Source organism: Paraburkholderia sp. GAS448 (assembly GCF_050435685.1).
GTDB lineage: Bacteria > Pseudomonadota > Gammaproteobacteria > Burkholderiales > Burkholderiaceae > Paraburkholderia.
Map to the genome: position 1 here is coordinate 38,383 of NZ_JBNDKT010000032.1, position 24,942 is coordinate 63,324.

General features: G+C 62.2%; 21 protein-coding genes and 5 pseudogenes. 19 read left to right on the plus strand and 7 right to left on the minus strand.

Annotation, left to right across the window (positions count from 1 at the left end):
* Window positions 1-7: 7 nt before the first annotated feature.
* A complete protein-coding gene (gene iolB / locus P3T23_RS36615; RefSeq protein WP_429320940.1) occupies window positions 8-838 on the plus strand; it encodes a 5-deoxy-glucuronate isomerase in 831 nt (276 codons plus the stop codon).
* A gap of 16 nt (window positions 839-854) precedes the next feature.
* Here iolB and P3T23_RS36620 read toward each other — a convergent pair whose 3' ends face one another.
* Window positions 855-1,850: a LysR substrate-binding domain-containing protein gene (locus P3T23_RS36620; RefSeq protein WP_429320941.1), complete on the minus strand. Its 996-nt coding sequence runs from the start codon at window positions 1,848-1,850 to the stop codon at window positions 855-857.
* A gap of 187 nt (window positions 1,851-2,037) precedes the next feature.
* On the opposite strand from P3T23_RS36620, the gene P3T23_RS36625 reads away from it, so the two are divergent.
* From P3T23_RS36625 to P3T23_RS36640, 4 genes are all read left to right on the plus strand, one after another.
* A complete protein-coding gene (locus P3T23_RS36625) occupies window positions 2,038-3,204 on the plus strand; it encodes a M24 family metallopeptidase (protein ID WP_429320942.1) in 1,167 nt (388 codons plus the stop codon).
* Window positions 3,205-3,293: 89 nt separating this feature from the next.
* Window positions 3,294-4,679 (plus strand): MFS transporter, encoded by a 1,386-nt coding sequence (locus P3T23_RS36630; RefSeq protein WP_429320943.1) that lies wholly within the window; start codon window positions 3,294-3,296, stop codon window positions 4,677-4,679.
* Between the two features lie 97 nt (window positions 4,680-4,776).
* Window positions 4,777-4,875, plus strand: a complete 99-nt coding sequence (locus tag P3T23_RS36635) for a hypothetical protein (RefSeq protein WP_429320986.1) — start codon at window positions 4,777-4,779, stop codon at window positions 4,873-4,875.
* Window positions 4,872-5,264 (plus strand): hypothetical protein, encoded by a 393-nt coding sequence (locus tag P3T23_RS36640; RefSeq protein WP_429320944.1) that lies wholly within the window; start codon window positions 4,872-4,874, stop codon window positions 5,262-5,264. Before P3T23_RS36635 ends, P3T23_RS36640 begins: the two co-directional genes overlap by 4 nt.
* Here the strand turns inward: P3T23_RS36640 and P3T23_RS36645 are convergent, their stop codons facing one another.
* Window positions 5,265-6,152, minus strand: coding sequence for a LysR substrate-binding domain-containing protein (locus tag P3T23_RS36645; protein WP_429320945.1), 888 nt, complete (start codon window positions 6,150-6,152; stop codon window positions 5,265-5,267).
* A 216-nt stretch (window positions 6,153-6,368) separates the two neighbouring features.
* On the opposite strand from P3T23_RS36645, the gene P3T23_RS36650 reads away from it, so the two are divergent.
* The 5 genes and pseudogenes from P3T23_RS36650 to bktB all read left to right on the plus strand — a co-directional run bounded on the left by P3T23_RS36650 (window position 6,369) and on the right by bktB (window position 11,009).
* Window positions 6,369-7,883, plus strand: coding sequence for a CoA transferase (locus tag P3T23_RS36650; RefSeq protein WP_429320946.1), 1,515 nt, complete (start codon window positions 6,369-6,371; stop codon window positions 7,881-7,883).
* A 202-nt stretch (window positions 7,884-8,085) separates the two neighbouring features.
* The gene (locus P3T23_RS36655; protein ID WP_429320987.1) at window positions 8,086-8,307 is read left to right on the plus strand and encodes an SDR family NAD(P)-dependent oxidoreductase; all 222 of its coding nucleotides are present in this window, start codon (window positions 8,086-8,088) and stop codon (window positions 8,305-8,307) included.
* A 59-nt stretch (window positions 8,308-8,366) separates the two neighbouring features.
* Window positions 8,367-9,383 (plus strand): NADP-dependent oxidoreductase, encoded by a 1,017-nt coding sequence (locus P3T23_RS36660; protein WP_429320947.1) that lies wholly within the window; start codon window positions 8,367-8,369, stop codon window positions 9,381-9,383.
* A 187-nt stretch (window positions 9,384-9,570) separates the two neighbouring features.
* Window positions 9,571-9,733, plus strand: a pseudogene (locus P3T23_RS36665) (IS6 family transposase); the annotation flags it as partial.
* A gap of 88 nt (window positions 9,734-9,821) precedes the next feature.
* Entirely contained in the window at window positions 9,822-11,009 is a 1,188-nt protein-coding gene (gene bktB, locus P3T23_RS36670) for a beta-ketothiolase BktB (RefSeq protein ID WP_429320948.1), read from the plus strand.
* A gap of 225 nt (window positions 11,010-11,234) precedes the next feature.
* On the opposite strand, the pseudogene P3T23_RS36675 reads toward bktB, so the two are convergent.
* Together P3T23_RS36675 and P3T23_RS36680 are read right to left on the minus strand one after the other, a co-directional pair.
* Window positions 11,235-12,458 (minus strand): annotated as a pseudogene (locus P3T23_RS36675) (IS701 family transposase); the annotation flags it as partial.
* Between the two features lie 252 nt (window positions 12,459-12,710).
* Entirely contained in the window at window positions 12,711-12,959 is a 249-nt protein-coding gene (locus P3T23_RS36680) for a hypothetical protein (protein ID WP_429320949.1), read from the minus strand.
* Between the two features lie 417 nt (window positions 12,960-13,376).
* Here P3T23_RS36680 and P3T23_RS36685 point away from each other — a divergent pair.
* Window positions 13,377-13,772 (plus strand): annotated as a pseudogene (locus P3T23_RS36685) (NAD(P)/FAD-dependent oxidoreductase); the annotation flags it as partial.
* Between the two features lie 262 nt (window positions 13,773-14,034).
* Here P3T23_RS36685 and P3T23_RS36690 read toward each other — a convergent pair.
* Both P3T23_RS36690 and P3T23_RS36695 read right to left on the minus strand, forming a co-directional pair.
* A pseudogene (locus P3T23_RS36690) lies at window positions 14,035-15,620 on the minus strand (cation:proton antiporter).
* A gap of 49 nt (window positions 15,621-15,669) precedes the next feature.
* The gene (locus tag P3T23_RS36695; RefSeq protein ID WP_429320950.1) at window positions 15,670-15,945 is read right to left on the minus strand and encodes a XapX domain-containing protein; all 276 of its coding nucleotides are present in this window, start codon (window positions 15,943-15,945) and stop codon (window positions 15,670-15,672) included.
* 276 nt (window positions 15,946-16,221) lie between these two features.
* Here P3T23_RS36695 and P3T23_RS36700 point away from each other — a divergent pair, with 276 nt between their 5' ends.
* The 8 genes and pseudogenes from P3T23_RS36700 to P3T23_RS36735 all read left to right on the plus strand — a co-directional run.
* Window positions 16,222-16,908, plus strand: a complete 687-nt coding sequence (locus P3T23_RS36700) for a hydrolase (RefSeq protein WP_429320951.1) — start codon at window positions 16,222-16,224, stop codon at window positions 16,906-16,908.
* 236 nt (window positions 16,909-17,144) lie between these two features.
* Window positions 17,145-17,312, plus strand: a complete 168-nt coding sequence (locus P3T23_RS36705) for a DUF1427 family protein (protein ID WP_171926426.1) — start codon at window positions 17,145-17,147, stop codon at window positions 17,310-17,312.
* Between the two features lie 46 nt (window positions 17,313-17,358).
* Window positions 17,359-19,260, plus strand: a complete 1,902-nt coding sequence (locus P3T23_RS36710) for an amidohydrolase (protein ID WP_429320952.1) — start codon at window positions 17,359-17,361, stop codon at window positions 19,258-19,260.
* Window position 19,261: 1 nt separating this feature from the next.
* Window positions 19,262-19,708, plus strand: a complete 447-nt coding sequence (locus P3T23_RS36715) for a DoxX family protein (RefSeq protein ID WP_429320953.1) — start codon at window positions 19,262-19,264, stop codon at window positions 19,706-19,708.
* Between the two features lie 40 nt (window positions 19,709-19,748).
* Complete coding sequence (locus P3T23_RS36720) at window positions 19,749-20,663, plus strand: glyoxalase (protein ID WP_429320954.1); 915 nt, start codon at window positions 19,749-19,751, stop codon at window positions 20,661-20,663.
* The gene (locus P3T23_RS36725; protein WP_429320955.1) at window positions 20,660-21,355 is read left to right on the plus strand and encodes a YoaK family protein; all 696 of its coding nucleotides are present in this window, start codon (window positions 20,660-20,662) and stop codon (window positions 21,353-21,355) included. The genes P3T23_RS36720 and P3T23_RS36725 overlap by 4 nt, the downstream gene beginning before the upstream one ends.
* Window positions 21,356-21,446: 91 nt before the next feature.
* A complete protein-coding gene (locus tag P3T23_RS36730; RefSeq protein ID WP_429320956.1) occupies window positions 21,447-22,952 on the plus strand; it encodes an alginate export family protein in 1,506 nt (501 codons plus the stop codon).
* A 457-nt stretch (window positions 22,953-23,409) separates the two neighbouring features.
* A pseudogene (locus P3T23_RS36735) lies at window positions 23,410-23,721 on the plus strand (DUF169 domain-containing protein); the annotation flags it as partial.
* A 62-nt stretch (window positions 23,722-23,783) separates the two neighbouring features.
* Here the strand turns inward: P3T23_RS36735 and P3T23_RS36740 are convergent.
* Entirely contained in the window at window positions 23,784-24,896 is a 1,113-nt protein-coding gene (locus tag P3T23_RS36740) for a porin (protein WP_429320957.1), read from the minus strand.
* Window positions 24,897-24,942 lie beyond the last annotated feature (46 nt).

Genomic DNA, 24,942 nt, shown 5'->3' on the forward strand with positions numbered 1-24,942 from the left:
GGAAAACATGAGCAAGCTGCTCGTCAAACCGTCAAAGCATGCCGAAGACGGCCAGATCATCCATATCACGCCGGCGAGCGCCGGCTGGAAATACGTCGGCTTCGATGTTTTCGACCTGAAGGTTGGCGCCACGGTCACACAGGAGACGGGCGATCGCGAAGTCGTGGTCGTGCTCGTCAGGGGGCACGCAACAGTTGGTTGCGAAGGGCTCGCGAGCCGCGCCATCGGCGCTCGGATGTCGCCGTTCGATGGCGCGCCGTGGTCCATGTACGTGCCACCGCATACGCGCTACACGATCGTGGCCGCGGACGAGGTCGAACTCGGCATCTGCTCAGCGCCCGCGAAGGGCGGTCTGCCGCCGCGCTTCATTGCACCTGACGAGGTCAAGCAGGAAACCCGCGGCGCTGGCGCCAATCTGCGTCACGTGCGCCACATCCTTCCGGAAACCGAGCCGGCGGAGAGCTTGCTGGTGGTGGAATCGGTGACGCCGGCGGGCAACTGGTCGAGCTATCCGCCGCATCGACACGATACCGACAATGGCGATCAGCAGACCTATCTCGAGGAAACCTATTACCACCGCGTCTCGCCGCCGCAGGGCTTCGCGATTCAGCGCGTCTATACCGACGACCGCAGTCTCGACGAAACGCTCGCGGCGTACGACAAGCATGTCGTGCTGGTGCCGCGCGGCTATCACCCGGTTGCCGCCGCGCACGGCTACGACCTCTATTACCTGAATGTGATGGCCGGTCCGCGCCGCGCCTGGCACGTACATAACGAGCCGGCTCATGAATGGTTACTACAACCCGGCGCAAGCGTCGCGGTGGACGGCGTGCGCTGAGTCCCGTTGCGGTAAGTCAGTCGCTGTCGGCGTCGGGGCCTTGGGTGTCGAATCCGGCGGCCTCGCGCAGCGCTTGCAGCATCGCCCGCGCGCCCGGTGAGAGCCTGTCGCCGCGCCGTGTGACGATGCCCGCCGGTCCGAGCTTCAGATCGAGTTCGAACGGTAGCGGTTCGAGCGCGCCGGCAATGCAATACGGCCGCACCGGCTCGCGCGCAAGCGGCGCGATCATATCGCTCATCTGCAGCAGACTCGTGATAACAGGCAGCGACGAGCTCTCGACCACATCCGTCGGCAACGCGAGCTGCCGTTCGAGAAAAAGTTGCGTGATCTGATTGCGCATCACGTTGCCTTTCGGCGGCAGGATCCACGTTTGCGGCGCCAGTTCGTTCCAGCTCAAAGTCTTGCGCTTGACGAGCGGATGGCCAACGCGTGCGAACAGCGCGTGCTGTGCTTCTGCGAGCGGGGCGTAGTGCAGTTCCGCCAGATCGTCCGGATTGCGGATTCGCGCGACGATCATATCCAGCTTGCCTTCCTGCAGACGCTGCACCAGCACCTCGCTGAACTCCATCTCGATGTTGACGCGAATCTGCGGAAAGCGCTTCTTGAGCAGCGCCACCGCTTGCGGCACGACGTTGGTGGCCGCCGTGACCTCGGTGCCGATCATCGCCTGCCCGGTCAGGCCGGCTTTGAGCGCGGACACTTCGTCGTACGCGTGCTGCAACTCCGCCAGCACGCTGCGTGCATGGCGGATCAGCACCTCGCCGTACCAGGTGGGCTCGACACCGCGCGGATGCCGTTCGAACAATTGCACACCCATCGTGTCTTCCAGTTCTCGCAGCAACTTGGTCGCTCCGGGCTGCGTCATGTGCGCGGCATCCGCCGCGCGCAATACCGAGCGATGGATGTCGAGCTGAACGATCAGGGCCAATTGGCGCGTCTTCAGACGCGTGGGGTCGAAGTGGCCCGTCGCGATGGCCCCCGCGCGGTTGTCCGGATGAATGGCCGAGGTCACGATGTCGTCTCCATGTATTCCGTATCGATATAGATTTTGAGTTATTTTTCATTATAAAAGCATATCGATCGATTTTACTATGCAGCAGACGTCCTGCATTCCAAGGCGGGGCGGATTCCCATCATGGGCATCGAGACCGGATGCATCCGGCATCCGCGCATGCAGCCGCACAGGAGACGAAGAAGCAATGAACACCCGTACCGCAGACATCCCGCCGGAAGGCATCACTACCGACGAGTTCCTCGGCCGCGTCGCCAAGGTCCGCAGCGCACTCGATAAGGCGGGCCTGGTCGGCCTGCTCGCCTTCGGCGATTGCTGGCGTGGCGCGAACATCGGCTACTTTACCGACTTCCGTCCGCTCGACGGCGTATCGGATATCGCCAACGCGATCCTGCTGCTGCCCGTGGACGGCGACCCCGTGCTGTTCGTGTCGGATCAATGCTTCGACTACGCGACGAGCGTGACCGCCTTCGAGGTGCGCAGCCTGCGAGAAGTCACGCAATATGTGCAGGCATCTTCGGCGCGGCACCGCAGCGGCACGGTCGGCCTCGCCGGCGCCGCCTATATCCCCGCGGACCTGCTGCAGCGCCTGAACGCCGGTCTCGGCGAACTGAAGCTCGAACCGACGATGGTGCTGGCCGAAATCAAGGCGATCAAGAGCGACGCCGAAGTGGCGCTGATGCGCAAAGCCGCCGCCTTGACCGATTCGGCGATGGCCGCGATTCGCGACGCGCTCGCCGACCGCCGTCCGTACACCGAGCGTGAACTCGCTCTAATCGCTGACCGCGCGATGCTCGCGGGAGGAGCGGAGGGGACCGCGTTCGATTCGATGGTGCAATCCGGTCCGCGCTCGGCGTATAACCTGGCGCGCCCCACCGACCGCATCCTGCAACCGGGCGACCTGATCATGACCGACATCGGTGCGCGTTATCGTGGGTACGTGGCCGATGGCGGACGCGGTTTCACCTACGGTCCGGCGAATTCCGAGAAGATGGCGATCGTCGCGGCAGCGGCGCGCGCGGTCGAAGCGGGGCTTGCCGCCGCGCGTCCCGGCATGGCGGCCCTGGAACTGAACGCGGTGATCCAGCAGGCGCTGGTGAAATCGAACTACGAGCAATATTCGAGCGAAGCGCGCGGCCATGGCACCGGTCACGGCACCGGCATGGACCCGGAAGAAGAAGCGCCGTGGATTGGGCCGGGCAACAAGACCGTGCTGCAGGAAAACATGGTCTTTACCCTGAAGGCGACGATCACGGTGCCGAACGTCGGCGGTTTGCGCACGGAACGTATCGTGCGGTTGACCTCCGGCGGCGTCGAAACGCTCGACCAGTTCCCGATGGAACTGCACTGGTGAGTGCAGCGAATTTATCGTAACGTGCCGGCGAATCCGCTCCGCCGACACGCAGCAGTTCAAAACATAGATTCCCAGAGAAGGGAGGAGACGTGAATACATCGCCCATTTCATCCGGCAACGCGCCGGTTATCAGCCGGTCGGCCGTCAACCGTGTGCTGGTCGCTTCGGTGGTCGGGACCGCCATCGAGTGGTACGACTTTTTTCTCTATGCCACCGCTTCGGCGCTGGTCTTCGCCAAGCTGTTCTTCCCCTCGTTCGATCCGTTGGTCGGCACCATCGCGGCGTTCGGAAGTTTTGCGGTCGGCTATCTCGCACGGCCCTTCGGCGCCGTGTTTTTCGGGCACTTTGGCGATCGCATTGGCCGTAAGGCGACGCTCGTCGCGACGCTGACGATCATGGGCGTCGGCACCTTCGTGATCGGCCTGCTGCCGACTTACGCCTCGATCGGCGTCTGGGCGCCGATCCTGCTGGTCACGATGCGCTTCCTGCAAGGGCTCGGCGTCGGCGGCGAATGGGGCGGCGCGGTGCTGATGGTGGTCGAAACGGCGCCGGCCAGGAAACGTGGTTTCTTCGGCGCGTTCCCGCAATTGGGCGTGCCGCTCGGGCTGATGCTCTCGACCGCGGTGTTCAAAGCCGTGTCGAGTATGCCGTCAGACGCGTTCTATTCATGGGGATGGCGCCTGCCGTTCCTGCTGAGCGTCGCGCTGATCGCGATCGGCCTGTTCATCCGCCTGCGCGTCATGGAGTCGCCGGTATTCGAACAGATCAAGGCGAGCAAGCAGGTCGTGAAAGCGCCGCTGATCGAATTGCTGCGCCGGCATCCGAAAGACCTCGTGCTGACGATCGGCACGCGCTTCGCGGTCGACATCACCTTCAACGTGATCAACGTGTTCGTGCTGGTCTACGGAACGACGCGGCTCGGCTTGTCGCGTGGACTACTGCTGAACGCCATCATTGTGGGCTGCGCGTTTGCGCTGATCACGCTGCCGCTGTTCGGCAAACTGTCGGACGTGATCGGCCGCCGGACCGTGTTCATGCTCGGCGCGGTGTTCGTGGCGATCTATGGATTCGCGTTCTTTCCGTTGCTCGAGACACGCAATCCGACCTTGATTTTCGTGGCGTACGTCTGCGGTATCGCGTTAAGCCAGGCGTCGGTGTACGGCGTGCAATCGACGTGGTTTGCTGAGCTGTTCGGTACGCGGGTGCGCTATACGGGTGCGTCGCTGCCGTATCAGATCGCCGGCATCATCACGTCAGGACCGACGCCATTGATCGCGACCTACCTGTTCGCCACGTATGGCCAGACGCTGCCCATTTCGATCTATATCGCGGCGACAGGGTTGTTGAGCCTGGTGTGCGCGTTTTTCCTCGCCGAGACTTTCAGGCGGGATCTGTCCGCGGAGCCGGAAGATGAAGTGGCCGCAGCGCTGGGTACGCATGCGTGCGCGCACTCGCCACATCCTCTGTCGCGCTGAGCGCAAATCGGTCCGGCTGCAATGCCGTGGATGACCTGGCCGTTGGCGGCGCCGGAGCGGCGGGGAAAGCTTCGTCGCCACCCTTAAATGCGAGCTGCTGGCGCGCTCGCACTTCGCCACGCGTGAACAGGCGCGGCGCGAGATCTTCCACTTCCTGGAGGCGTGGTACAACCCGCTTCGTCTTCACAGTCTTTGAGTCTGCAGGCCCATATTGTGGCGGATGGCGGAATCTATGCGTTGCTCGGACCTTATGCGATTGCCAATCTTGAAAAGGAATGTCGGTTGCAGGCGTCAATGGTGGTCGATCCGCCAGTGCCTCGCTTCATTGCGCTTGCCATGTCGCCCCACGGCGAAATGACGCTTGCTTGCCGCACGGTCATGCAGCTCACTAATACCACTGTGTTAAAAAATAAGGCATTATTCGCTTGTCTTCAAGAAAATTATGAGGAGTGCGATTCCCCGCAAATGCTGATCCGCTCACCTTTGGCCACAAGCTCCACAGCCTCCTGCCGTGACGAACAAAATCAAGAATTTAAAGATACAAAGGGGGGAGACGTCCATCACATCAGAGCCTTCGACCGGTAGTCAATGCGTGCTCTGGCCGTCGAGCGTTGAAAACACGAATTCCGCTAATCCGTGCGGGCGAGACTTGTTTATCGCTACGGCCAACTGGACCATCGCAGGTTCGCCACTCAGCGGAATGCACACGATGGACGGTGGCAACAGCGCTTTGATATAGGCCGGCTGAAGGGTGACGGCGTGCGCTGAAAGCGTCAGTGAAATGACCATGGACATATTGTCTGCTTCTGGCCCAGGTCCTGTGCGGACGCCGACTCGGTCGAGATAGCCGTCGACCAGGCTTCTGACTGCGGGAGCGTGAACCTTCGAGAGTCGAATCAACGGTTGTCCCTCCAAGTCGGCTGGGTCAATGAACTGGTGACTGGCCAACTCGTGTGCTACTGGCAAGAATGCCATTATTGGCTCCGTCAACACGGTCTTAAAGGAGAGTTCGGTGACCTGTGGATCGGGCCTTAGAAATGCCAGGTCGACTTCGCCGTTGATGAGTGACTTGACTAGTGAGGGTGTCGATTTGCTACTGACGATGAGATCGGTCTCGTTCAGCTTTCCCCGCAGGATCTCCAGGACCTTGGGGAGCCAATCGATTTCGAATCCGGTCAGAAACCCAACCGCAAGCCGGGCCTGATTTTCTTTGCCTGCTCGCTTTGCGGCCTCGCTTGCCGCGTCGACTTGAGCGAGTATCACGCGAGCATGGTCGAGAAAGGCTCGCCCGGCGGCCGTTGGCTCGAGCCCCTGGCTGCTCCTCTTCAGTAGCTGGACGCCCAGCTCATCTTCCAGATCTCCGATCTGTCGGCTTAGCGACGGCTGCGCAGTGTGCAGGCGAAGCGTCGCCGCACGGTTGAAGCTGCCCTCTTCTACGACCGCGACGAAATACCGAAGATGTCTGAGTTCCATTTGGCTATGCCTCAAAAGCACAATCATGAGCTTATAAAGTCTTGGCGGCGAGCGCAAAGGAAAAATACTATTCCGTCCAAGCGCCATCGTCAGCTGCGGCGCAGGAACGATGTACGCGTCATGACCGGGCTCTGAGGCTGCACTGTCGGGTATATCTGCAAGGTTGGCCTCATGCTCCACGGACGCTGATAAAGGAACGAACCGGAGACAAACGTAATGAACATGAGAAAAACAGTGGAACACCTCGATCTCGAGGGACGCGTGAAGGCCGCCCTGGCCAATCCCATGACCGATGGGCAGTCCATCGACCTGATGCGGGAGTTGGCCGAGGTATTGAGCGTCGTTGGACTCGATCCGGGTTCGGCGGGTGGGTCGGTAACATTCATCGGCAGCGATCCGGTCATCTCGAGCCCACTCGCGCTTGCGACCATGGCAGGCGTCACCTTGATGGCAAAAGCGGTGGCAGTTGGCGACCTGTGGCGATTCAGGGGTGGCGAGTCGCAGGACCTGAGCGTGAACCTGGGTCAGGTGCTGCATCGCCTTTGCCCCTTCTATGACAAAAAATGGGAGTTGCTCAATGGCTATGCGCCGCGCAATCCCGCCGACGCCGACAGCCCTTTCTGGCCGACGACCATGTACCGGACAGCGGACGATCGCTGGGTACAGCTTATTAACGTCTACCCGCGCACAGCAAAGACAGCCTTGGCCTTCCTCGGCTGTCACGACGACAGGCGGGCAGTGGCTGAAGCCGCACGCAAGTGGAACGCGGTTGACCTTGAAGATGCGGCGGCCCGAGCCGGCGTCCAGGCAACGATGGTCCGCACGTTTGACGAGTTCGCAAGGGAGCCCCAGTTTCAGTACATCAAGGACATGCCGCTGATCGAGATCGAGAAGATTGGCGAGAGTGACCCCGAGCCGTTCACCTCGAATCCAGAGGATCCTTTGAGCGGAGTTCGGGCCCTCGGACTCGGGCACGTAATTGCCGGTGCGGGACTGGGGAGGGCGCTGGCGTACCACGGGGCCGACGTCCTGAATATCTGGGAGCCAAACGACTTCGAGATAGACGCCCTCTATGCTACGGCGAACGTCGGCTTGCGTTCCGCGATGATGGACCTCGGCCGCGCCGACGAACTGCAGCGATTCAAGAACCTGGCCAAAGATTCAGACGTCTTCTTTGCGAATCGCCGGCCTGGGTACCTTGACAGGCGTGGGCTGTCTGCACAGAACCTGGCGGAGATCCGCCCTGGGATGATTCACGTCGACATCTCTATCTATGGCCCGCGTGGGCCCTGGGCAAACCGGGTCGGTTTCGACCAGACGGCCGGTGGCGTCACTGGTTCGTTGACGCTGGAGGGGTCACCGGACAACCCTCGGCTGCCCGAGATTTTTGTTGTCAACGACTACCTTACGTCCTGGATGGCGAGCATCGGCGTCATCGCTGCACTCAAGAGACGGGCCGTGGAAGGCGGTAGCTATCGCATTCGCCTGTCGATGGCCCGGCTCGCCATCTGGCTGCTGCAGCTCGGCGTTTTCGACAAACAGTACGCCGCGAGGATCGCTGGTACGGCAGGCGGTCACGAATATTTATCTCCTGAGCTGTTCGAGGCTGATACGCCCATGGGCCACTATCAAGGAGTGACTGACCAGGTGCAGATGTCAAAGACGCCAGGGCGCTTCAGGTTCCCTCTTGTACCAAGGGCGTCGGGGAAGGCGTCCTGGCTGCCGCGTTGAGAAAGAAGGGGCGTCGTCTTTCGCATGAACGCTGACCTACTCGAAGCTGAATCGTTCTGGCCAGCTTAGATGCGTCAGATCAACAGCAGTGACTTGAGGATCCGGTCCTTGAGAAGAAGGCGCTGAGGTGTTTGCGGATCGCCGTGAGCTGGCGATTACACAGGAAGCCGACGACCTGATCCGTGAGGCCGGCCATGCTGACATGCTCATCGCGAACCCCGACAGGTTCGTACCAGTTGTGGAACGCGACAGCGCCGAAATGCAACGGGTGTTCGGGCGAAACTGCTATTCGCCATACCGGCTCTGTCGCGCCGCGTTTTCGCAGATGCTCGAGCGAAAGCACGGAAAAATCGTCGCCGTCAGCGGGACGGCAGGGTTGAAACGTGGTGAGGGCGGACTTGCCCTATATGGCGCTGCACGCTGAGTACAACAAGCGTACATCCGCAACGCGGCGCTCGGTGAAAACTTGCAAAGGAGACCTACATGATCGCTACAGTCAACCACCAGGTGCTCTTGACGTCACGCCCGACGGGCATCCCCGAGAGCCGGCATTTCCAGATCGTCGAGAGCGCCCCGCCTACGCCTGCCATGAACCAGGTGCTTGTGCGTAACCTTTATCTGTCGGTCGAACCGGCCATGCGCGCCTGGGTCAGCGCCGTAAGGAATTATTCTGAGCCGGTCCCTATCGGCGGAGTCATGCGCTCGTTCGCCGTCGGGCGTGTCGAGGCCTCACGTCATCCGGACTACCGCGAGGGCGATCTCGTTACCGGCCTCTTCGGCTGGCAGGACTATGCGGCGGTGGAAGCGCAGGCAATCCAACGCAAGATCACCGACACAGACCTTCCGCCTTCGACGGCACTGGGCGTTCTCGGCCTCAACGGAGTGACCGCGCACTATGGCCTGCTTGGGGTAGGCCGGCCCCAGCCTGGCGAGACGGTCGTGGTCTCCACGGCCGCGGGCGCCGTAGGCTCCTGTGTTGGGCAGATTGCGAAACTCAAGGGTTGCCGCACGGTGGGCATCACAGGTGGCCCACAAAAGACAGAGCTGTGTACCAAATCATTCGGCTTTGACGCAGCCGTCGACTACAAGGCTCCAGATTTCGCGCAGCAGCTCGCCGTCGCCTGCGAGGGTGGTGTGGACGTCTACTTCGACAACACCGCCGGCCCTATCAGCGATGCTGTCCACGGCCATCTGAACACTGGCGCGCGCATTGTCGTCTGCGGAACGGCCTCAGTCGCGAGTTGGGATCCGCCGCCGCAAGGCCCGCGCGTCGAGAGGCACCTGCTCGTGAAGGGTGCCCGCATGGAGGGCTTCGTTATGTTCGACCATCCCGAACACGAGGACATCGCGCGCCATGACCTAGCGGGCTGGCTGCGCTCGGGCCAGTTGCGCTACCTTGAAGAGGTGCTCGACGGTATCGATAACGCACCGGGGGCGATCGCCGGTCTCTACCGCGGCGACAACCTCGGCAAGCGCCTGATCCGGCTCACCCGTGAATGAGACGGCCGATCGCACACGTGCGTACTGTGTCTCTGTAGCAAAGTAACGACCGCTCGACTCGGAAAGCGGATGAACGACGACATAAAAGGATTGTCACCTTCTGCGACAGGAAGTGGAGTGATCGTTCCGTTTGCCTTGGCTGCCGGGGCATTGTCACGTTGTTGGGGCAGTCGCGTACGATGGCGTGATGGGCAAAACGAGATCGCTTTATCACAGCCATCGCTATCCGGCGGCCGTCGTTGGTTGCGCCGGGCGCTGATGTGTCCGGATTCAGTTGAGCCTGCGCGACATTGAACAGTTGCTGTTCGAGCGCCGCGTCGTTTGCCAGCTATGAGCTGATCCGGCGTTGGTCGTTGATGAACTTCTTGCTAAGGCCGGGCAGTAGTCACGTTCGCCGAAGCTGTATTCGCCGTTAACATGATCTTGGGTGAATTTCCAATGACAGCCTCAAACGAAGTTTTTGTTGTCAGCGCAGTGCGCACAGCCGTCGGAACCTATGGCGGCAGCCTGAAAGATACGCCACTGGGCGAGCTGGCAACGCTCGTGGTTAAGGAAGCCTTGATACGTAGCGCCGCGCCTGTCGAGAGGATCGGCCATGTAGTGATGGGCAACGTGATTCCCACCGAGCCTAGGGATGCGTATTTGAGCCGCGTATCCGCATTGGGCGCGGGTCTGCCCGTCACCACTCCCGCCTTCAATGTGAATCGCCTGTGCGGCTCGGGTGTTCAGGCGATCATTTCTGCGGCACAGGCGATAGCCTTGGGTACCTGCGAACTGGCCATCGCGGCCGGCGCAGAGTCGATGTCACGTGGCCCGTATGTCATGCAGTCGGCCCGCTGGGGAACCCGGATGGGGGATACGGAGTTGCTGGACTATATGGTGGGCGTGCTACACGATCCACTGTATGGCATACATATGGGAGCGACAGCCGAGAATGTCGCGGAGCAATTCGACGTGTCACGTGACGATATGGACGCACTGTCCGCCGAAAGCCACCAGCGGGCGAGCGCCGCGATCGCGGCTGGACATTTCCGCAGCCAGATCGTCCCGGTGCCTGTCACAAAGAAGCGGGAATCCGCCCCGTTCGACACGGATGAGCATGTGAAGGGTGACACGACGGTCGAAACACTCGCGAAAATGAAGCCGGCCTTCAGGAAGGACGGCGTTGTCACGGCAGGAAATTCATCAGGCATCAACGACGGTGCATCGGCCCTGGTCCTCGCATCGGGCGAGGCAGTGAAAAACTACGGGCTGGCGCCGCTCGCCCGCCTGGTCAGCTATGGTCATGCTGGGGTTGATCCCAGAATCATGGGAATTGGCTCCGTGCCCGCCGCCAGGCAGGCGCTGCAGCGGGCGGGACTTTCGACCGCGAGTATCGACATCATCGAGGCGAACGAAGCCTTCGCCGCCCAGGCGTGTGCAGTAACGCGTCAGCTCGAACTCGATCCTGCAAAGGTGAACCCGAATGGTTCGGGTATTTCGATTGGACACCCGATCGGCGCAACGGGGGCCATCATCTCGACCAAGGCGATCCACGAACTGCACCGCATCAATGGGAAATACGCACTGGTGGCAATGTGTATCGGTGGCGGCCAAGGCATCTCCGCCGTATTCGAGCGTGTCTGAGGTTCATCTGACCGTGACGGGCCGGTAACCGGCCCGCTTGCAGGATCGCAGAACTAAAAACGTAGGATGCTCCCACTACACCTTGGCCACTTCCCTAGCACCATTGTGTTAACAAACTACTCGATTTTCCGGCCGCAGCATGGGCACCGTTCGAGACGGGCGAGCAGGGCGGCAGCAAGCTCCAGCCGCAGCGTTGTAATGGAGTCCGGCACATGGCGCTGCTTACGCAGGGGCACCCCGGGGCCGGAAGCCCTCGGGTAAGGAAGGCACTTCGCCGGGTAGCCGATGGGCTGGAGTTTTTTTTTGCGCCACCAGGCGTTCGGTGACGAGAAAGCCATAAGCGGCTATGCACAGCGTCGCGTGGTGATGGAAGCCGCGCCAGCTGCGTCCCTCGAAGTGCCCCAGGCCGAGTTCCTGCTTGAGCTCCTGATAATCGCGCTCAATGCGCCAGCGCAGTTTTGCAAGTCGCACGAGTTCCTTGATCGGCGTGTCAGCCGGCAACGTGCTGAGAAAGTATTTGGTCGGCTCGAGCTCTTCTCTGGGCCACTCGACGAGCAACCATTGTTCCTCGGCGGTCTCAGATGGCTGGGCTGCGCGGGAGGTGCAGTGCACCCGTATTGCCGCAAAGCGCGACGACAAGGCAGCGTTGGTGCCTTCTCGCCATGTGACGGTGCGAAAGCGTCGCGACGGCAACTGCATGGCCAGCTCTTTTGCCTGCAGCGGCGCCTGAGCTTGTGTCTGCAGGCTGACTGCGCCTGTCACCCCGACCACATACGTGAAGCCCATCTCCGTCAGCTGCTCGCGAAACTCGGTGCTCGCCCCGTAACCGGCATCGGCTAGAACCAGTTGCGGTAGGGATTCCACCTCTGCGAGGTTTTCAAGCAGTTGCAGCGCCAGCATCGGCTTGGTGACGAACTCAAGCGCTTCAGGCACTTTGGCAGCCTTGCGCCGGTCCGCGTCATCGGCCCAGCTTTGCGGCAGGTACAGCTGATAGCGGACCGGCAGACTGAAGCGTTCATTTGCGAGCGAGACGCTGACGGCCACCTGGCAGCTGTCTTGCTTGCCCAACTGGCCGCAGTACTGCCGGGCGACCCCGACCGAGTGCTTGCCCTTCTTCGGAAAGCCGGTATCGTCAATGATCAGCGCCTCAGGTGGTGCCGCACGACGCTTGATCCGCTCAAGCGTGTAACTGCGCACAGTATCAAGCACCGCCTGATCCGACCACGGTGCATCGGCTACAAAGTGATGCAGACGCTGGTGTTCCGAGCGCACCCGGTCCGGCGACAGATGCGCCGCCATGGGCTCAACGCTCTTGCGCCTGACCGGCAACATCAACCCCGTGCAGTAGCCACGAAATGGCTCGACACGATCAGCGTGCCCCAGCGACTGAGTCATCAGGGACACGTACTCGTCGAACCGCTCCGAAGGACATTCAATCGCATTCCTCATCATTTACTTGAAGATAAGCGAATAATGCCATATTTTTTAACACAGTGGTACTAAGGAGATAGCGCGTTCTCGGAACCTCTCCTCCGACCTCCAACAGGGAGTGTCCGCAGCCTTCCTGCGATCGATTTGAAGGGTTGAAGTGCAACGGCGAGCCGCCCTTAAGTCCGTGAATCAGCGCTGCGTGCTCAGAAGGACTTGGCTGCGGCGGTAGCCCGTGCAGTTCCCGGTGCATTTTCAAGATCGGCCGCAGAGTCAAAGCAACAGAACCGAACGCGTCTTGCGACCATTGCCCAGCACGTGCAGTGTCCAGCACTCGCCGTCATCAACTTCGAGCTTCGGCAACTGCGCGTCGTCGGACAACACGAGTTCAACCAGGCGCACACCGGCGTACCGGTACAGCGCCCAGATTGCGCGGCGCCGCGCGACCACCAGCGTGTCATCGTCCTTGAAACCGTCAGCGACCCAGGTGTCGCATGCGGCAAGCAACGCGCCCGGCGGCATCCGTTACGGTGCGAAGCTCGTGCGCGCACGTCCGCCACGCGCGAGCCCGCAACCGGATTGGCGGTCAGATAGCCGGTCTCGGTCCAGTAGCGGAACAGGCTCACGACGACCGCGAGTGCCCGTGCCTGGGTCGTTTCCGCCACCGTCCGGTTGTTGTTGTCGTCGACGGGGTCACGAGCGGGCTTGCGCAATGCCTGCCGGTACGCGAGCTGGTCGTGGCGCGTGAGATCCGACAGCGGACCTCACGGGGATACGGTTTAGTGCCGCGCGGACAGAAGCATCACCGTTTGTCGCATACAACATGCAGTGGACGGTCCGGCAACGAGCTTCACCGCTCAGTCAGACAAGCTATTTCGCATTCGAATCAATGCCTTAGACTGAGATGTGGCGGATTTTTTGTGAATCCCGGCCAACCCTCATATGGGTTCTGAAATAACGGCCCTCGAAGGTGACGAACGGCTGGAGTCCGTCCACTATCGGCCACGCGATGGGGGTATGGAAAGTCTGAAGACGCATCACTTGTTCCTTTTTATCGGTGCCGACCCCAACACGAACTGGCTGCGCACGTGCGGAGTGTCGCTGGATCCGGGAGGATTTGTGTTGACCGATACCGACCTGGGAACACGGGCCAGCGGCCCCACGCTCCCGCTGCATACAAGTGTCGACGGCGTGTTTGCCATCGGCGATGTTCGATCGGGTTCCATCAAGCGCGTTGCAGGGGCCGTGGGCGAAGGGGCAGCCGTGGTCGCGCAGATTCACCGCTTTTTAGTCATGAAGCGCGCCGGAACACCCGCGCGTTCCATGCATGTGTAAGCCGCCTGTCGCGATGGGTTGCAAGGCTGGATATGTCGTGCGGACCTCTTTTAAATTTGGATGGCGTTACACCCGTATTGGAAAAGGCATGGACCGTTCAAACCAGGAACCTGGCCGCAGCGCGCTTCCGATGTGACTACCATCCATATTTCAGTTCGACACCGAGGTAGTCCGCGTTACTGCCGCAGCGCTTCGGGCGACGGCTGCGTCGAAGCAGTCGGTGAATTGAAGCTTCGAAGGTGACGTGCCTGGCGCGCAGCCTTTACGGTTCGAGCAAGCGCAACAGGCGAAGCTCTTCGAGATCGAGTTCGGATTCGATGCGATGCAAGACTCCATCGTCGACCTTGCCGTCGCGATGCAGGCCAAGGAGCGCCTCGCGCGACACGCTGACCAGCTTGAGTTCGATGCGCAGAAAGTGCGCGCGGTCTTCGACCCGTTCCGCTCCCAGCGCATACGCGTTTTCGTTCGCCGTGACGTGGATCCGGTATTCGGCGATCAGGCGCTCGAGCGTTGCGCGTTCGATACCGGACGCGTGCTTGCCCGTCTCTTCGAGTACGGCGAGCGAAGCCCCGAAGGTGCGGGCGCGCGTCTCGTGCTCGGACATGGTCTGTCGCGCGACCGGGCGCAGCTGCAGCAGACGGATGAGCGGCGCAAGACTGCCGCCCTGCACGACGAGCGTCGCAATGATGAGCAGGAAGGTACTGAAGACGATCAGGTCGCGGCCCGGGAAATTACCCGGCAACGCGAGAGCGGCCGCGAGACTCACGACGCCGCGCATGCCCGCCCATCCCAGCACGACGGCTTCACCGGCCGACCACGGCCGGTTGCCCATACGCTTCGCGAGCATGCGGCTCGGCAACCAGATCGCAGCAAACACCCACAGGAGGCGGACCGCAATCGCAGCCGCTGTTGCAGGCAGCGCGATGCGCAAGCCGACCATCAAGACGGCGACGTCGTAATTCACGCGCGCCAGGATGCCGTGCAGCGCGAGGCCGATCAGGATGAAGACGAGCGCGTCGAGCGCGAACACGATCGCCTCCCAGGTCGCCTTGGCCTTGATTCGCATGCCGGCGTCGAACACGCGATGCTGGCGGATGCCGAGCACGAGACCGCAGGTCACGACAGACAGCACACCCGAGCCACCGACCGCCTCCGCAACCCCGTAGCTCGCCCAGGCCATCACGACACGAAGGTCAGGACGATGCCGAGCATCGCATCGGAGAGGCGCTGCAGCACCCAGCACATCACCTGGCCGCACGCGAGGCCGACCACGACGCCGATCAGTGTCAGCGAGAAGAACAGGCCCGTTGCGTTCGCAACCGTGATGGTGGTGGCAAGCGCGGCCGAGACCGCCATCTGGTAGAGCAGCAGGCCCGGTGCGTCGTTCACGAGGCTCTCGCCTTCGAGCACGGCTACGAGCCTCGCTGGCAGCGGGTGGCGCTGCAGGATCGCCTTCGCGGCGACCGCATCGGGCGGCGAGACGATCGCGCCCAGCGCGAAGCATGCGGCCCAGGGCAGACCCGGGTTGAACGCATGCACGGCAACGGCGACCGCGGCGGTCGTGACCGTCACTGCGCCCAGCACAAGAGAAACGATCGTGCCGAGCTCCTCGCGGAATTCCTTCCATGCCGTGTAGAACGAACTCGACATCAAGAGCGGCGGCAACACGGCCGCGAGCATCAGGTTCGGGTCCATGTCGGGCGCGCGCTTGCCCGCGACCGCGATCACGCAGCCACCAAGCAGCAGCACGACGGCGGGCGGGATCGCAACGCGCTCGGCGAGCCAGGTGAGCGCGCCCGCGCCGCAGATCAACAACAGCAGGTAATGAAAGAGCTCGACGTTGCTCATCCGTGTGCAGGCAGATTGTGCAGCACGGAATTGTGTGAAGGATGATGGGTCACGATGGTTGCTTGTCCTTTGCGGCTACATCGGAAACGTGGCCGCCGGGCAGTGGGCCGAACATGTGCTGGCTGCATTTCGCTTCGCTCCATGCCGCTTTGAGCTTGACGCCCAATAGCATTCGACGTGCGACGGGAAGGATCTGCTCGCCGGCCAGAATGCCGAGCAGGCCCGCCAGTGCGACGGTGGGCGGCGCCGGCGACTGCACGCCGATCGCGCTGTAAACGACACCGGCAAGAATTCCGGCAAGGAACGAGAGGATATACGGCTTCATGATACGAGTCTCCTTGACGGTCGGCCGGCGACAGCACTGCGCAACAGATTGTTCACAAGCGTTTCGGGTCTGATCGATTAAGGGAAGAGTAGTTAAGTTCACTTAAAGGCGCAATTCTCGGAATCGCACTCATTTTTCGGGGTGTTCTTTCGCCGGGTTTAGTATTAAATGTTAACGCTGGACGACGCATGCCCCAGCGCAATGGATATCGGACTCCTCCCGGTCGCGCCGGCGAGGCGGGCCTTTGTTTTCTCCGCATTGAAGGAGATACACGTCATGAGCAATCCGAAGCTTGAAGTACTCACCCCGCAGAACAGCCAGCTCATCTTCATTGATCAGCAGCCGCAGATGGCCTTGGGCGTGCAGTCGATCGACCGCCAGGTGCTGAAGAACAACGTTGTCGCCCTGGCCAAGGCGGCCAAGGTGTTCAAGATTCCGACCATTATCACGACCGTCGAATCGGAAAGCTTCTCGGGGTTTACCTATCCCGAACTGCTCGACGTGTTCCCGGGCATGAAGCTGCTCGAACGTACGTCGATGAACTCGTGGGACGACCAGAAAGTGCGTGACGCGCTGGCCGCGAACGGGCGCAAGAAGGTGATCGTGTCGGGTCTGTGGACGGAAGTCTGCAATGCGACATTTGCGCTCAGCGCGATGCTCGAAGGCGGCTACGAGATCTACATGGTGGCCGATGCGTCAGGCGGTACGTCGAAGGATGCGCACGATTTCGCGATGCAGCGCATGATCCAGGCGGGCGTCGTGCCGGTCACGTGGCAACCGGTCATGCTCGAATGGCAGCGCGACTGGGCACGCCGCGAGACCTATGACCAAATCATGGCAATCGCGAAGGAGCACTCGGGCGCATACGGCATGGGCATCGACTATGCCTACACGATGGTCCACAAGGCGCCGCAGCGCACGGCTACGCCGCATGAGGCGCTGCCGGCCGTGCCGGCGAAGTAAGACGCGCTCAGGCACCGCCCGCGGAATGTGCGCGAGATGCTCGACGAGAAGGTCGAGCAACTGCGTGACGCGCGCGGTGCGATAAATCCAGCCCGAACGGCATCGGCGCGTTCACGCGCACGACGCCGGACGGCTCGAGCGCCTGAGCGCAGACGCCTCGCTTGCGCCGACCCTGGCTTCGCCGGGCAGCTGAACCGCCCGGTTCTGCAGGCTAATTTGTCAGAGAGAGTGATCATATGAAACCGTATCTGGTGTCACTGGGTGCGGGCGTGCTGATAGGCGTGATCTATAGCGTGATCAAGGTCCGCTCGCCCGCACCGCCGCTGATTGCCCTCATCGGCTTGCTCGGCATGTTGATCGGCGCCCTGGCCGTCCCGACGCTCAAGCAGTTGCTCGGCCTTTGATTGAAGCAAACGAAATTTGCGAATTGAGCGAAGTGAGGAGACGCACATGAGCACTACCGGCACCCAACCCGATCTCATTCTGCATAACGGACGGTTCACCACGCTGGATCGTTCGAACCCGGTCGCCACCGCGGTGGCAGTGGCCGATGGCCGCTTCGTCGCGGTCGGCAGCGATGCCGACGTGATGCCGCTCGCGGGCGGCTCGACCCAGGTCATCGACCTGGGCGGCCGGACCGCGCTGCCCGGCTTGATCGACAATCACCTGCATCTGATCCGCGGCGGTCTCAACTACAACATGGAGCTGCGCTGGGACGGCGTGGGCTCGCTCGCCGTGGCGATGGAAATGCTCAAGCAGCAGGTCGCGATCACGCCCGCGCCACAATGGGTGCGCGTGGTGGGCGGCTTTACCGAGCATCAGTTCGACGAAAAGCGCCTGCCGACCATCGAGGAACTCAACGCGGTGGCGCCCGATACGCCCGTGTTCATCCTGCATTTGTACGACCGGGCGCTGCTCAACGCGGCCGCGCTGCGCGTGGTCGGCTATACGAAGGACACGCCGGAGCCGCCGGGAGGCAAGATCCTGCGCGATGGCGCGGGCAATCCCACCGGCCTCCTGCTTGCGAATCCGAACGCTTCGATTCTCTACGCGACGCTCGCCAAAGGGCCGAAGCTGCCGCCCGAGTATCAGTACAACTCGACGCGCCATTTCATGCGCGAACTCAACCGCCTTGGCGTGACTGGCGCGATCGATGCGGGCGGCGGCTCGCAGAACTTCCCGGAGGATTACGAAGTCATCCGCAAGCTGCATGACGCGGGCGAGATGACGGTTCGCGTCGCATACAACCTGTTTACGCAAAAGCCGAAGGCCGAGAAGGAAGACTTCGTGAACTGGACCAGCACGTCCCGCTATCACGACGGCACGGATTACTTCCGCCACAACGGCGCGGGCGAGATGCTGGTCTTTTCGGCTGCCGACTTCGAGGACTTTCGCGTGGCGCGACCCGACATGGCGCCCGAGATGGAGGGCGAACTCGAAGGAGTGGTGCGCGTGCTCGCGCAGAATCGCTGGCCGTGGCGGTTGCACGCCACGTACGACGAAACCATCAGCCGCGCGCTCGACGTGTTCGAGAAGGTGAACAAGGACATTCCGCTCGCCGGCCTCAACTGGTTCTTCGATCACGCGGAAACCGTCTCCGAGCGTTCCATGGACCGTATCGCGGCGCTCGGCGGCGGCATCGCGGTGCAGCACCGGATGGCTTACCAGGGCGAGTACTTCGTCGAGCGCTATGGCGCAGAGGCGGCGCAAGCCACGCCGCCCGTCGCGAAGATGCTGGAGAAGGGTATCAAGGTCTCGGCCGGCACCGATGCGACGCGCGTGGCGTCGTACAACCCTTGGGTGTCGCTCGCGTGGCTGGTGACCGGCAAGACGGTCGCGGGCCTGCGGATGTATCCGCAGCGCAACCTGCTCGATCGTGAGACGGCCCTGCGCATGTGGACTGAGTACGTCACCTGGTTCTCGAACGAAGAAGGCAGGAAAGGCCGCATCGCGGTCGGCCAGCTCGCGGACCTGATGGTGCCGGACCGCGATTTCTTCGCGTGCGCCGAGGACGACATCGCCGGCACTACCGCGTTGCTTACGGTGGTGGGAGGCAAGATTGTCTGGGGCGCGGGCCCGTTCTCGCAGCACGATGCGCCGATTCCGGCCGCGATGCCGGACTGGTCGCCGGTGCGGCAGTACGGCGGTTTTGGCGGCTGGGGCCGCGGGGACGTAAGTCAGCAGCGCGAGGGCGCGCCGCTTCGGCGCGCAGCCGCCGCGGCGCTGTGCGGGTGCGCGAGCGCCTGCAATGTGCACGGCCACGCACACGCGCTCGCATGGGGCCGCGCGTTGCCGACGGCGGATGCGAAGGGCTTCTGGGGCGCGCTCGGCTGCTCCTGCTGGGCCATCTGACGTGACGGCATGGTCCGGCCGCAGCAACCCGGCATGGGTCCGCGCGCTGCTTGCGCAGCCATGGGTCGGGCCGCTCGTGCGCCTCGCGCTCGTGTCCGCCTGGCTGATCGGCGGCTTTAACAAGGCGCTGCATTTCGACAGCGCGATCGCGGAGCAGGCGCATTTCGGCCTGCATCCGCCAGCGCTCTGGGCAGCGCTGGCGGTCGCGGTCGAGATCGGCGGATCGCTATGCGTCGTATTTCGCCGCTTCACGTGGATTGGTGCGGGCGGCCTCGGCGTGCTGACCGTCGTCGCCATGCAGGTCGCCAACGACTTCTGGAACCAGACCGGCGCCGCGCGCTTCATAGCGCTGAACAGTTTTTTCGAGCATCTGGGATTGATCGCGGCGCTCGTGCTCGCGACCATGCTCGGCGATGTGAAAGGTGCGGCCGGCGACAGCCGCACCTGATTGATCAGACAGTAGGATGAAACAACAAGGAAATACCGTCATGAAAACGATTCGCGCTGCGTTGCTCGCCGTGATGATCGCAAGCGGTTTTGTCGCCGCGCCGGTTGCGTTCGCGACGCCACCCAAGCAGGCCGTCGAAGCGCCGTTCGTCGCCGTCGGTGCTCAGTACGATACGACGCACGTGTACGTTGCGGCGGACGACTTCGATCGCTTCACCGACAGCTTCGTCGCGACGTTTGGCGGCAGCAAGTCGAAGCAGGGCGTCTTCCAGGTCACGCCGACGCCGAGCCAGACGATGTCGCAGCTCGTGTTTACGCCGTCGGGCACGATCTCCGTGTTCGGCTTCAAGACGCCCATTCCGTATCCCTTCGGCGCGGAGCGTACGGGCTACCTCGTGACCGACATGGATGCGGCGATGAAGTCCGCGCGTGCGCTCGGCGCGGACGTGATCGTCGACACGTTCCCCGATCCGATCGGCCGCGACGCCATCATCTCGTGGCCGGGCGGCCTCAAGATGCAGCTTTACTGGCATACCCAGGTGCCGCACTACGATGCGCTGCAGACCATTCCCGAGAACCGTGTCTATGTGTCGCCGCAAAACCTGCGCAAGCTGGTTCACGCTTTCGTGAAGTTCTCGCACGGCAAGGTGGTGTCCGATGTGGCCAATGCGCCCGGTATCGAGATCGGCCGGCCGAACGACACGTATCGCCGCGTTCGTATCGAGTCGGGCTTCGGCAAGATGACCGTGCTCGTGACAGACGGCCGTCTGCCCTATCCGTTCGGGCGGGAAGTGACGGGCTACGAAGTGCCGAATCTCGCCGCGACGCTGGAGAAGGCGAAGGCCGCGGGCGTGCAGGTGCTCGTGCCGCCGTTTACGTCGGACGGGCGCGACGCCGCGATCGTCGAGTTCCCGGGCGGCTATATCGCCGAGATTCACGCGAAATCGGCGCAATGAAGTCCGAAGACACGATCCTCGCCGCGATCGCCGGCTTCGTCGATACGCTGAGTTTCGTCGCGCTGTTCGGGCTGTTCACGGCGCACGTGACGGGCAACTTCGTGCTGATCGGCGCCGGCATCGCGGGCTTCGGCCGCGGCGTGCTCCTGAAGCTGATCGTGTTTCCCGCGTTCATCGGCGGAGTGGTCGTCAGCGCTTTGCTCGTGCGTTCGTTGTCCGAAAAGCATGCATGCCAGGGCGCGCGCCTGCTCCATGCCGTGCAGGCCGTGCTCATGTTCGGCTACTGCCTCGCCGGCGTCTGGGCGACGCCAATCAGCCAGCCTGAAAGCCTCTCGGTGACGGTTGCCGGTGTCGTCGGCGCGTTCGCGATGGGCGTGCAGAACGCGCATCCGAAGCTCATTAAGCGCCCCGGCGTGCCCAATACCGTGATGACGGGCAACGTCACGCAAGCGATCCTGGACGCGGTCGACATGCTGTCGGCGGACACGGCCGAGAGCGTGCGCGCAACGGCGCGCGCCCGATTCGCGACGATGATGCCGGCCATCGTTGCATTCGCGATCGGGGCGGCGGCCGGTGCATTGGGTTACCGCTACACAGGATTCTGGGCGCTGCTTGCGCCGGCGTGCGCGCTTGTGGCGCTCGCATTGACCACTGGAGAACACGAGCGCGCGGCCACGCCAGGGCACGCCTGATGTTGCAGGACAGCAAGAATGGCCTCGATTTCGCCCGCCGAGCCGACCGGCGGGCGGATACAAGCCCACCCGGACAATGGCGAGGGGAAGCATGGTGTCGACTGCAATGCGCGAGCGTCGATTCGAAAAGGCCGCCAGTGTCATGGCCTTCACGGGTCTGTTGCTAACGGGTGCAGACGCGACTTTCGCGGATGCGGTCGCGCAACCCGCAACCGGGATGAGCCTCGCGGCGGATGCCGCCGATACGGTAGCGCCTGCGAGCGGCAGCACATCGGCAGGTGCCTGCAATGCAAAGCGGCCCGTCGTCATGTTCAACCGCTGGCAGGAAGACTGGTCGGTGCTCGCAAATCCGTGCGTGCCGCGCGAACCGCTCGACGGCCTCAAGTACATTCCGCTCGGTGGCGACCCGACATCGTATCTGTCGCTCGGCGTGAATATGCGCGAGCGCGTCGAAAGCAATAACGCCCCGCTGTTCGGCATCGGCACGCAGTCGGACACGTATCTGATCCAGCGCGTCGAGGTCCATGCCGATGCGCATCTCGGCGAGCACTGGCAGTTCTTCGTGCAGATCGAGGACGCACGCGCGTGGGGCAAGAACGTGGTCACGCCGGTGGACAAGAACCCGCTCGATCTCGAACAGGCGTTTGTCACCTACACTGGCGCGCTCGGCGGCGGCACCTTCAAGTTTCGTCTCGGCCGCCAGGAAATGGCATTCGACCTGCAGCGTTTCATCTCCGTGCGCGACGGCCCGAACGTGCGCCAGGCGTACGACGCGGTCTGGGCCGACTACGAATACCAGAAGTGGCGCTTCATCGCCTACGCGACGCAACCCGTGCAGAACCGCAATGCAACCGTGTTCGACGACGTATCGAATCGCGACCTCACGTTCAGCGGCGTGCGTTTCGAGCGCCAGTCGGTAGGGCCGGGCGATCTGTCCGGCTACTGGTCGCGCTATAACCGCAGCAACGCGCGGTACCTGGATGCAAGCGGCGTCGAGCGCCGCGATGTCTGGGATTTGCGCTATTCCGGCACACGCGGTCGTTTCAATTGGGATGTCGAAGGGATGCTGCAAACGGGAACGGTCGGTAACAACACGATACTCGCGTGGGCGATGGGCTCGATCGCGGGCTACAAGCTGGACGTGCCCTGGTCGCCGCAAGTTGCTGTGCAGGTCGACGCGGCTTCAGGCGACCGGCGCCCGCACGACGGCAGAATCGAGACCTTCAATACGCTGTTTCCGAACGGCTACTACTTCACGCTCGCGGGCTATACGGGCTATTCGAATCTCATTCATATCAAACCATCCATCACGCTCAAGCCGACGGCCAATCTCGCGCTGCTTGGTGCGCTGGGCTTCCAGTGGCGCGAGACGATCGGCGACGCCGTGTATCAGCAGGCGAATCAGGCTGTACCGGGCACGGCGGGCAGAGGCAGCCTGTGGACGGGGATGTATGTGCAGTTGCGCGCGGACTGGACGATTGCGGCGAACTTCATTGGTTCGATCGAAGCCGTGCACTTCCAGGTTGGGAACTCGATCCGTCAGGCGGGTGGGCGCAACGCTGACTACGCCGGCATTGAGCTCAAGTACGGGTGGTAGGTCACCCCAATTTTAATGGGTAAGCTGGCTAGTCCGCAGCTGACCGTTGACGAGCCCGATCTGTCGTACAGCATTCCGGGAACCCGATGACGTTTTTTTCCGTGTTTCGACGCTTGTTTTGGTCTGCTTAGTTAACTCCGCTTGATTTTCTCTTGCAATCCGTCGTGTCCCGAGCTCAGCGAACTCCCGCATGCGAGTGAAGCTCTGCGCCGCAGTCGACTCTTCTCTGACGTTCACCCATTCTCACTGCATCAACGGCAGCTTCCGAAGTGGAACAGTCGCTTGAGCGTCCGGCCGTTCAACCCTGTTCTCAAAGGGTGTGATTCCCTTGGGCTACTCACCTATGACAGACCGGACGGTCCACGCGCATACACGACCGGCAGCAACGGTCCGACAAGCGACAGTGGCCTGTCGCTAACGTGCTTTATTTTCCGTTTTCTGAAGCGCCCCCTACTTCATCAACGGATTGCAGTGGTCGGGGTACGAGCATTTCGATTGGAGTGTTGTCGGAGAATCATCCTGTGCAGACTCGTGGGGGAGAGCGCTGAAGACTCAGCAACCCAGCCTGTCGATCCCTTGCTATGCGGAGCGCAGATACGGCGGAGTCCTGGACGATGAGGTGCTGATGGCACTACCTCCAGAGACCTTGGCGCAGGCCATCGCAGGTATCGAGGCCCTCGCGAAAAATGGTCTTCGGTATCCGTTTGCGCAGTACGGAATCCAGCAGGATGCTCGTGCGGGGATGGAGGTTAGCTATCCAACGAAGTAGGGCAGAGCGCATGAAGCTCCATCCCGCCCGCATGAGACGCGTCCTGCCGGACGAGCGGGTGGTTAGAAACGATGGCGAATACCGGCCGCGACAAGCAACTGACCGCGCCCCGCCGACGGATCAGACGTGATGATCACGGCGGGGGCGCCCGGCGAAGCGCGCTGATAGACCGTCTCGACATACGTATCGGTGCGCCTCGAGAACTGGTAGCCAGCCTGCAGCGCACCTTCATGCCAGTGCGCACTTGAGCCCTTCGTGTACGTGTACATGCCCGCGAGCCATACCGTCGGCGTCAGTTGGTACACGCCATTGACCTCATAGTTGCTGAAGCCGGCCGAAGGCACCGCCGAACCAGAATCGGCATCGGTCACACCGCTGTAGGTCGAACGGGACCACGCGATGCCCAGCGTAAAATCGCCGAGCGCGTAGCTTGCGCCCACACCATATGTGTTCTGCGTCTGCACGTTCGCCTCGAATACGTCGCGAGTCGAGCCGGGGAGATTCACGGTGTCATACGCACTGCCCGCCGTGTTGCCACGACCGTTCACGTGCAGGTAAGCCGCGCCCGCGTTGAGGGGGCCGTTCTGGTAGTTCGCGCCGATGCTGTAAGCGCGGTTGTTCGCGAACTGGCCAGCACCGTTCGAAAACGCGTACATGCCGCCGAAGCTGAACCCGCCGAACGACGCGCTCGTGTACTTGACCGAGTTGCGTGCAAGGTACGAGTTGTTCGCGTTGTCGTTGTCGAACGGATGCGCGAATGCAGTGCCGCCAGCGCCGCCCGTCAGAGTGAACGGCGCGAAGTAATCGTGAATCGAATCGTACTGGTGACCCATCGTGACAGTGCCAAAGGCTTCGTTGCCAAGCCCGACATAGAACGGGTGATCGTCGAAGCCCTCGCCGGTCGTCACGGAAAACCCGCGTTCGAGGCTAAAGATTGCCTTGTCGCCACCGCCAAGGTCTTCGGAACCCTGCAGACCCCAGTAGCTTCCGTCGATCAGGCCGCTGGTGGCTTTGTACTGCGCGTTACCGCCCACGTTACTCACATACGTGAGCCCCGTATCAAGTTCGCCATATAGCGTTACGCTGCTCTGCGCATGAGCGGTCGCGCTGAGGAACGCCAGCGTGGAGGCGGTGGCTGCTGGAATGCTGAGAAACTTGTTCTGTTTTGCTGACATGTTATGAACCGGGTTGAAGTGTCAAGGCTGACCAAAGCAATCGCGC

Bases quoted from the DNA above. Each gene is read 5' to 3' on its own strand.
- iolB (WP_429320940.1), top strand. From the start codon at position 8: ATGAGCAAGCTGCTCGTCAAACCGTCAAAGCATGCCGAAGACGGCCAG.
- P3T23_RS36625 (WP_429320942.1), top strand. From the start codon at position 2,038: ATGAACACCCGTACCGCAGACATCCCGCCGGAAGGCATCACTACCGAC.
- P3T23_RS36645 (WP_429320945.1), bottom strand. From the start codon at position 6,152: ATGGAACTCAGACATCTTCGGTATTTCGTCGCGGTCGTAGAAGAGGGC.
- P3T23_RS36650 (WP_429320946.1), top strand. From the start codon at position 6,369: ATGAACATGAGAAAAACAGTGGAACACCTCGATCTCGAGGGACGCGTG.
- P3T23_RS36655 (WP_429320987.1), top strand. From the start codon at position 8,086: ATGCTCATCGCGAACCCCGACAGGTTCGTACCAGTTGTGGAACGCGAC.
- P3T23_RS36660 (WP_429320947.1), top strand. From the start codon at position 8,367: ATGATCGCTACAGTCAACCACCAGGTGCTCTTGACGTCACGCCCGACG.
- bktB (WP_429320948.1), top strand. From the start codon at position 9,822: ATGACAGCCTCAAACGAAGTTTTTGTTGTCAGCGCAGTGCGCACAGCC.
- P3T23_RS36680 (WP_429320949.1), bottom strand. From the start codon at position 12,959: ATGCCGCCGGGCGCGTTGCTTGCCGCATGCGACACCTGGGTCGCTGAC.
- P3T23_RS36695 (WP_429320950.1), bottom strand. From the start codon at position 15,945: ATGAAGCCGTATATCCTCTCGTTCCTTGCCGGAATTCTTGCCGGTGTC.
- P3T23_RS36700 (WP_429320951.1), top strand. From the start codon at position 16,222: ATGAGCAATCCGAAGCTTGAAGTACTCACCCCGCAGAACAGCCAGCTC.
- P3T23_RS36705 (WP_171926426.1), top strand. From the start codon at position 17,145: ATGAAACCGTATCTGGTGTCACTGGGTGCGGGCGTGCTGATAGGCGTG.
- P3T23_RS36710 (WP_429320952.1), top strand. From the start codon at position 17,359: ATGAGCACTACCGGCACCCAACCCGATCTCATTCTGCATAACGGACGG.
- P3T23_RS36720 (WP_429320954.1), top strand. From the start codon at position 19,749: ATGAAAACGATTCGCGCTGCGTTGCTCGCCGTGATGATCGCAAGCGGT.
- P3T23_RS36725 (WP_429320955.1), top strand. From the start codon at position 20,660: ATGAAGTCCGAAGACACGATCCTCGCCGCGATCGCCGGCTTCGTCGAT.
- P3T23_RS36730 (WP_429320956.1), top strand. From the start codon at position 21,447: ATGGTGTCGACTGCAATGCGCGAGCGTCGATTCGAAAAGGCCGCCAGT.
- P3T23_RS36740 (WP_429320957.1), bottom strand. From the start codon at position 24,896: ATGTCAGCAAAACAGAACAAGTTTCTCAGCATTCCAGCAGCCACCGCC.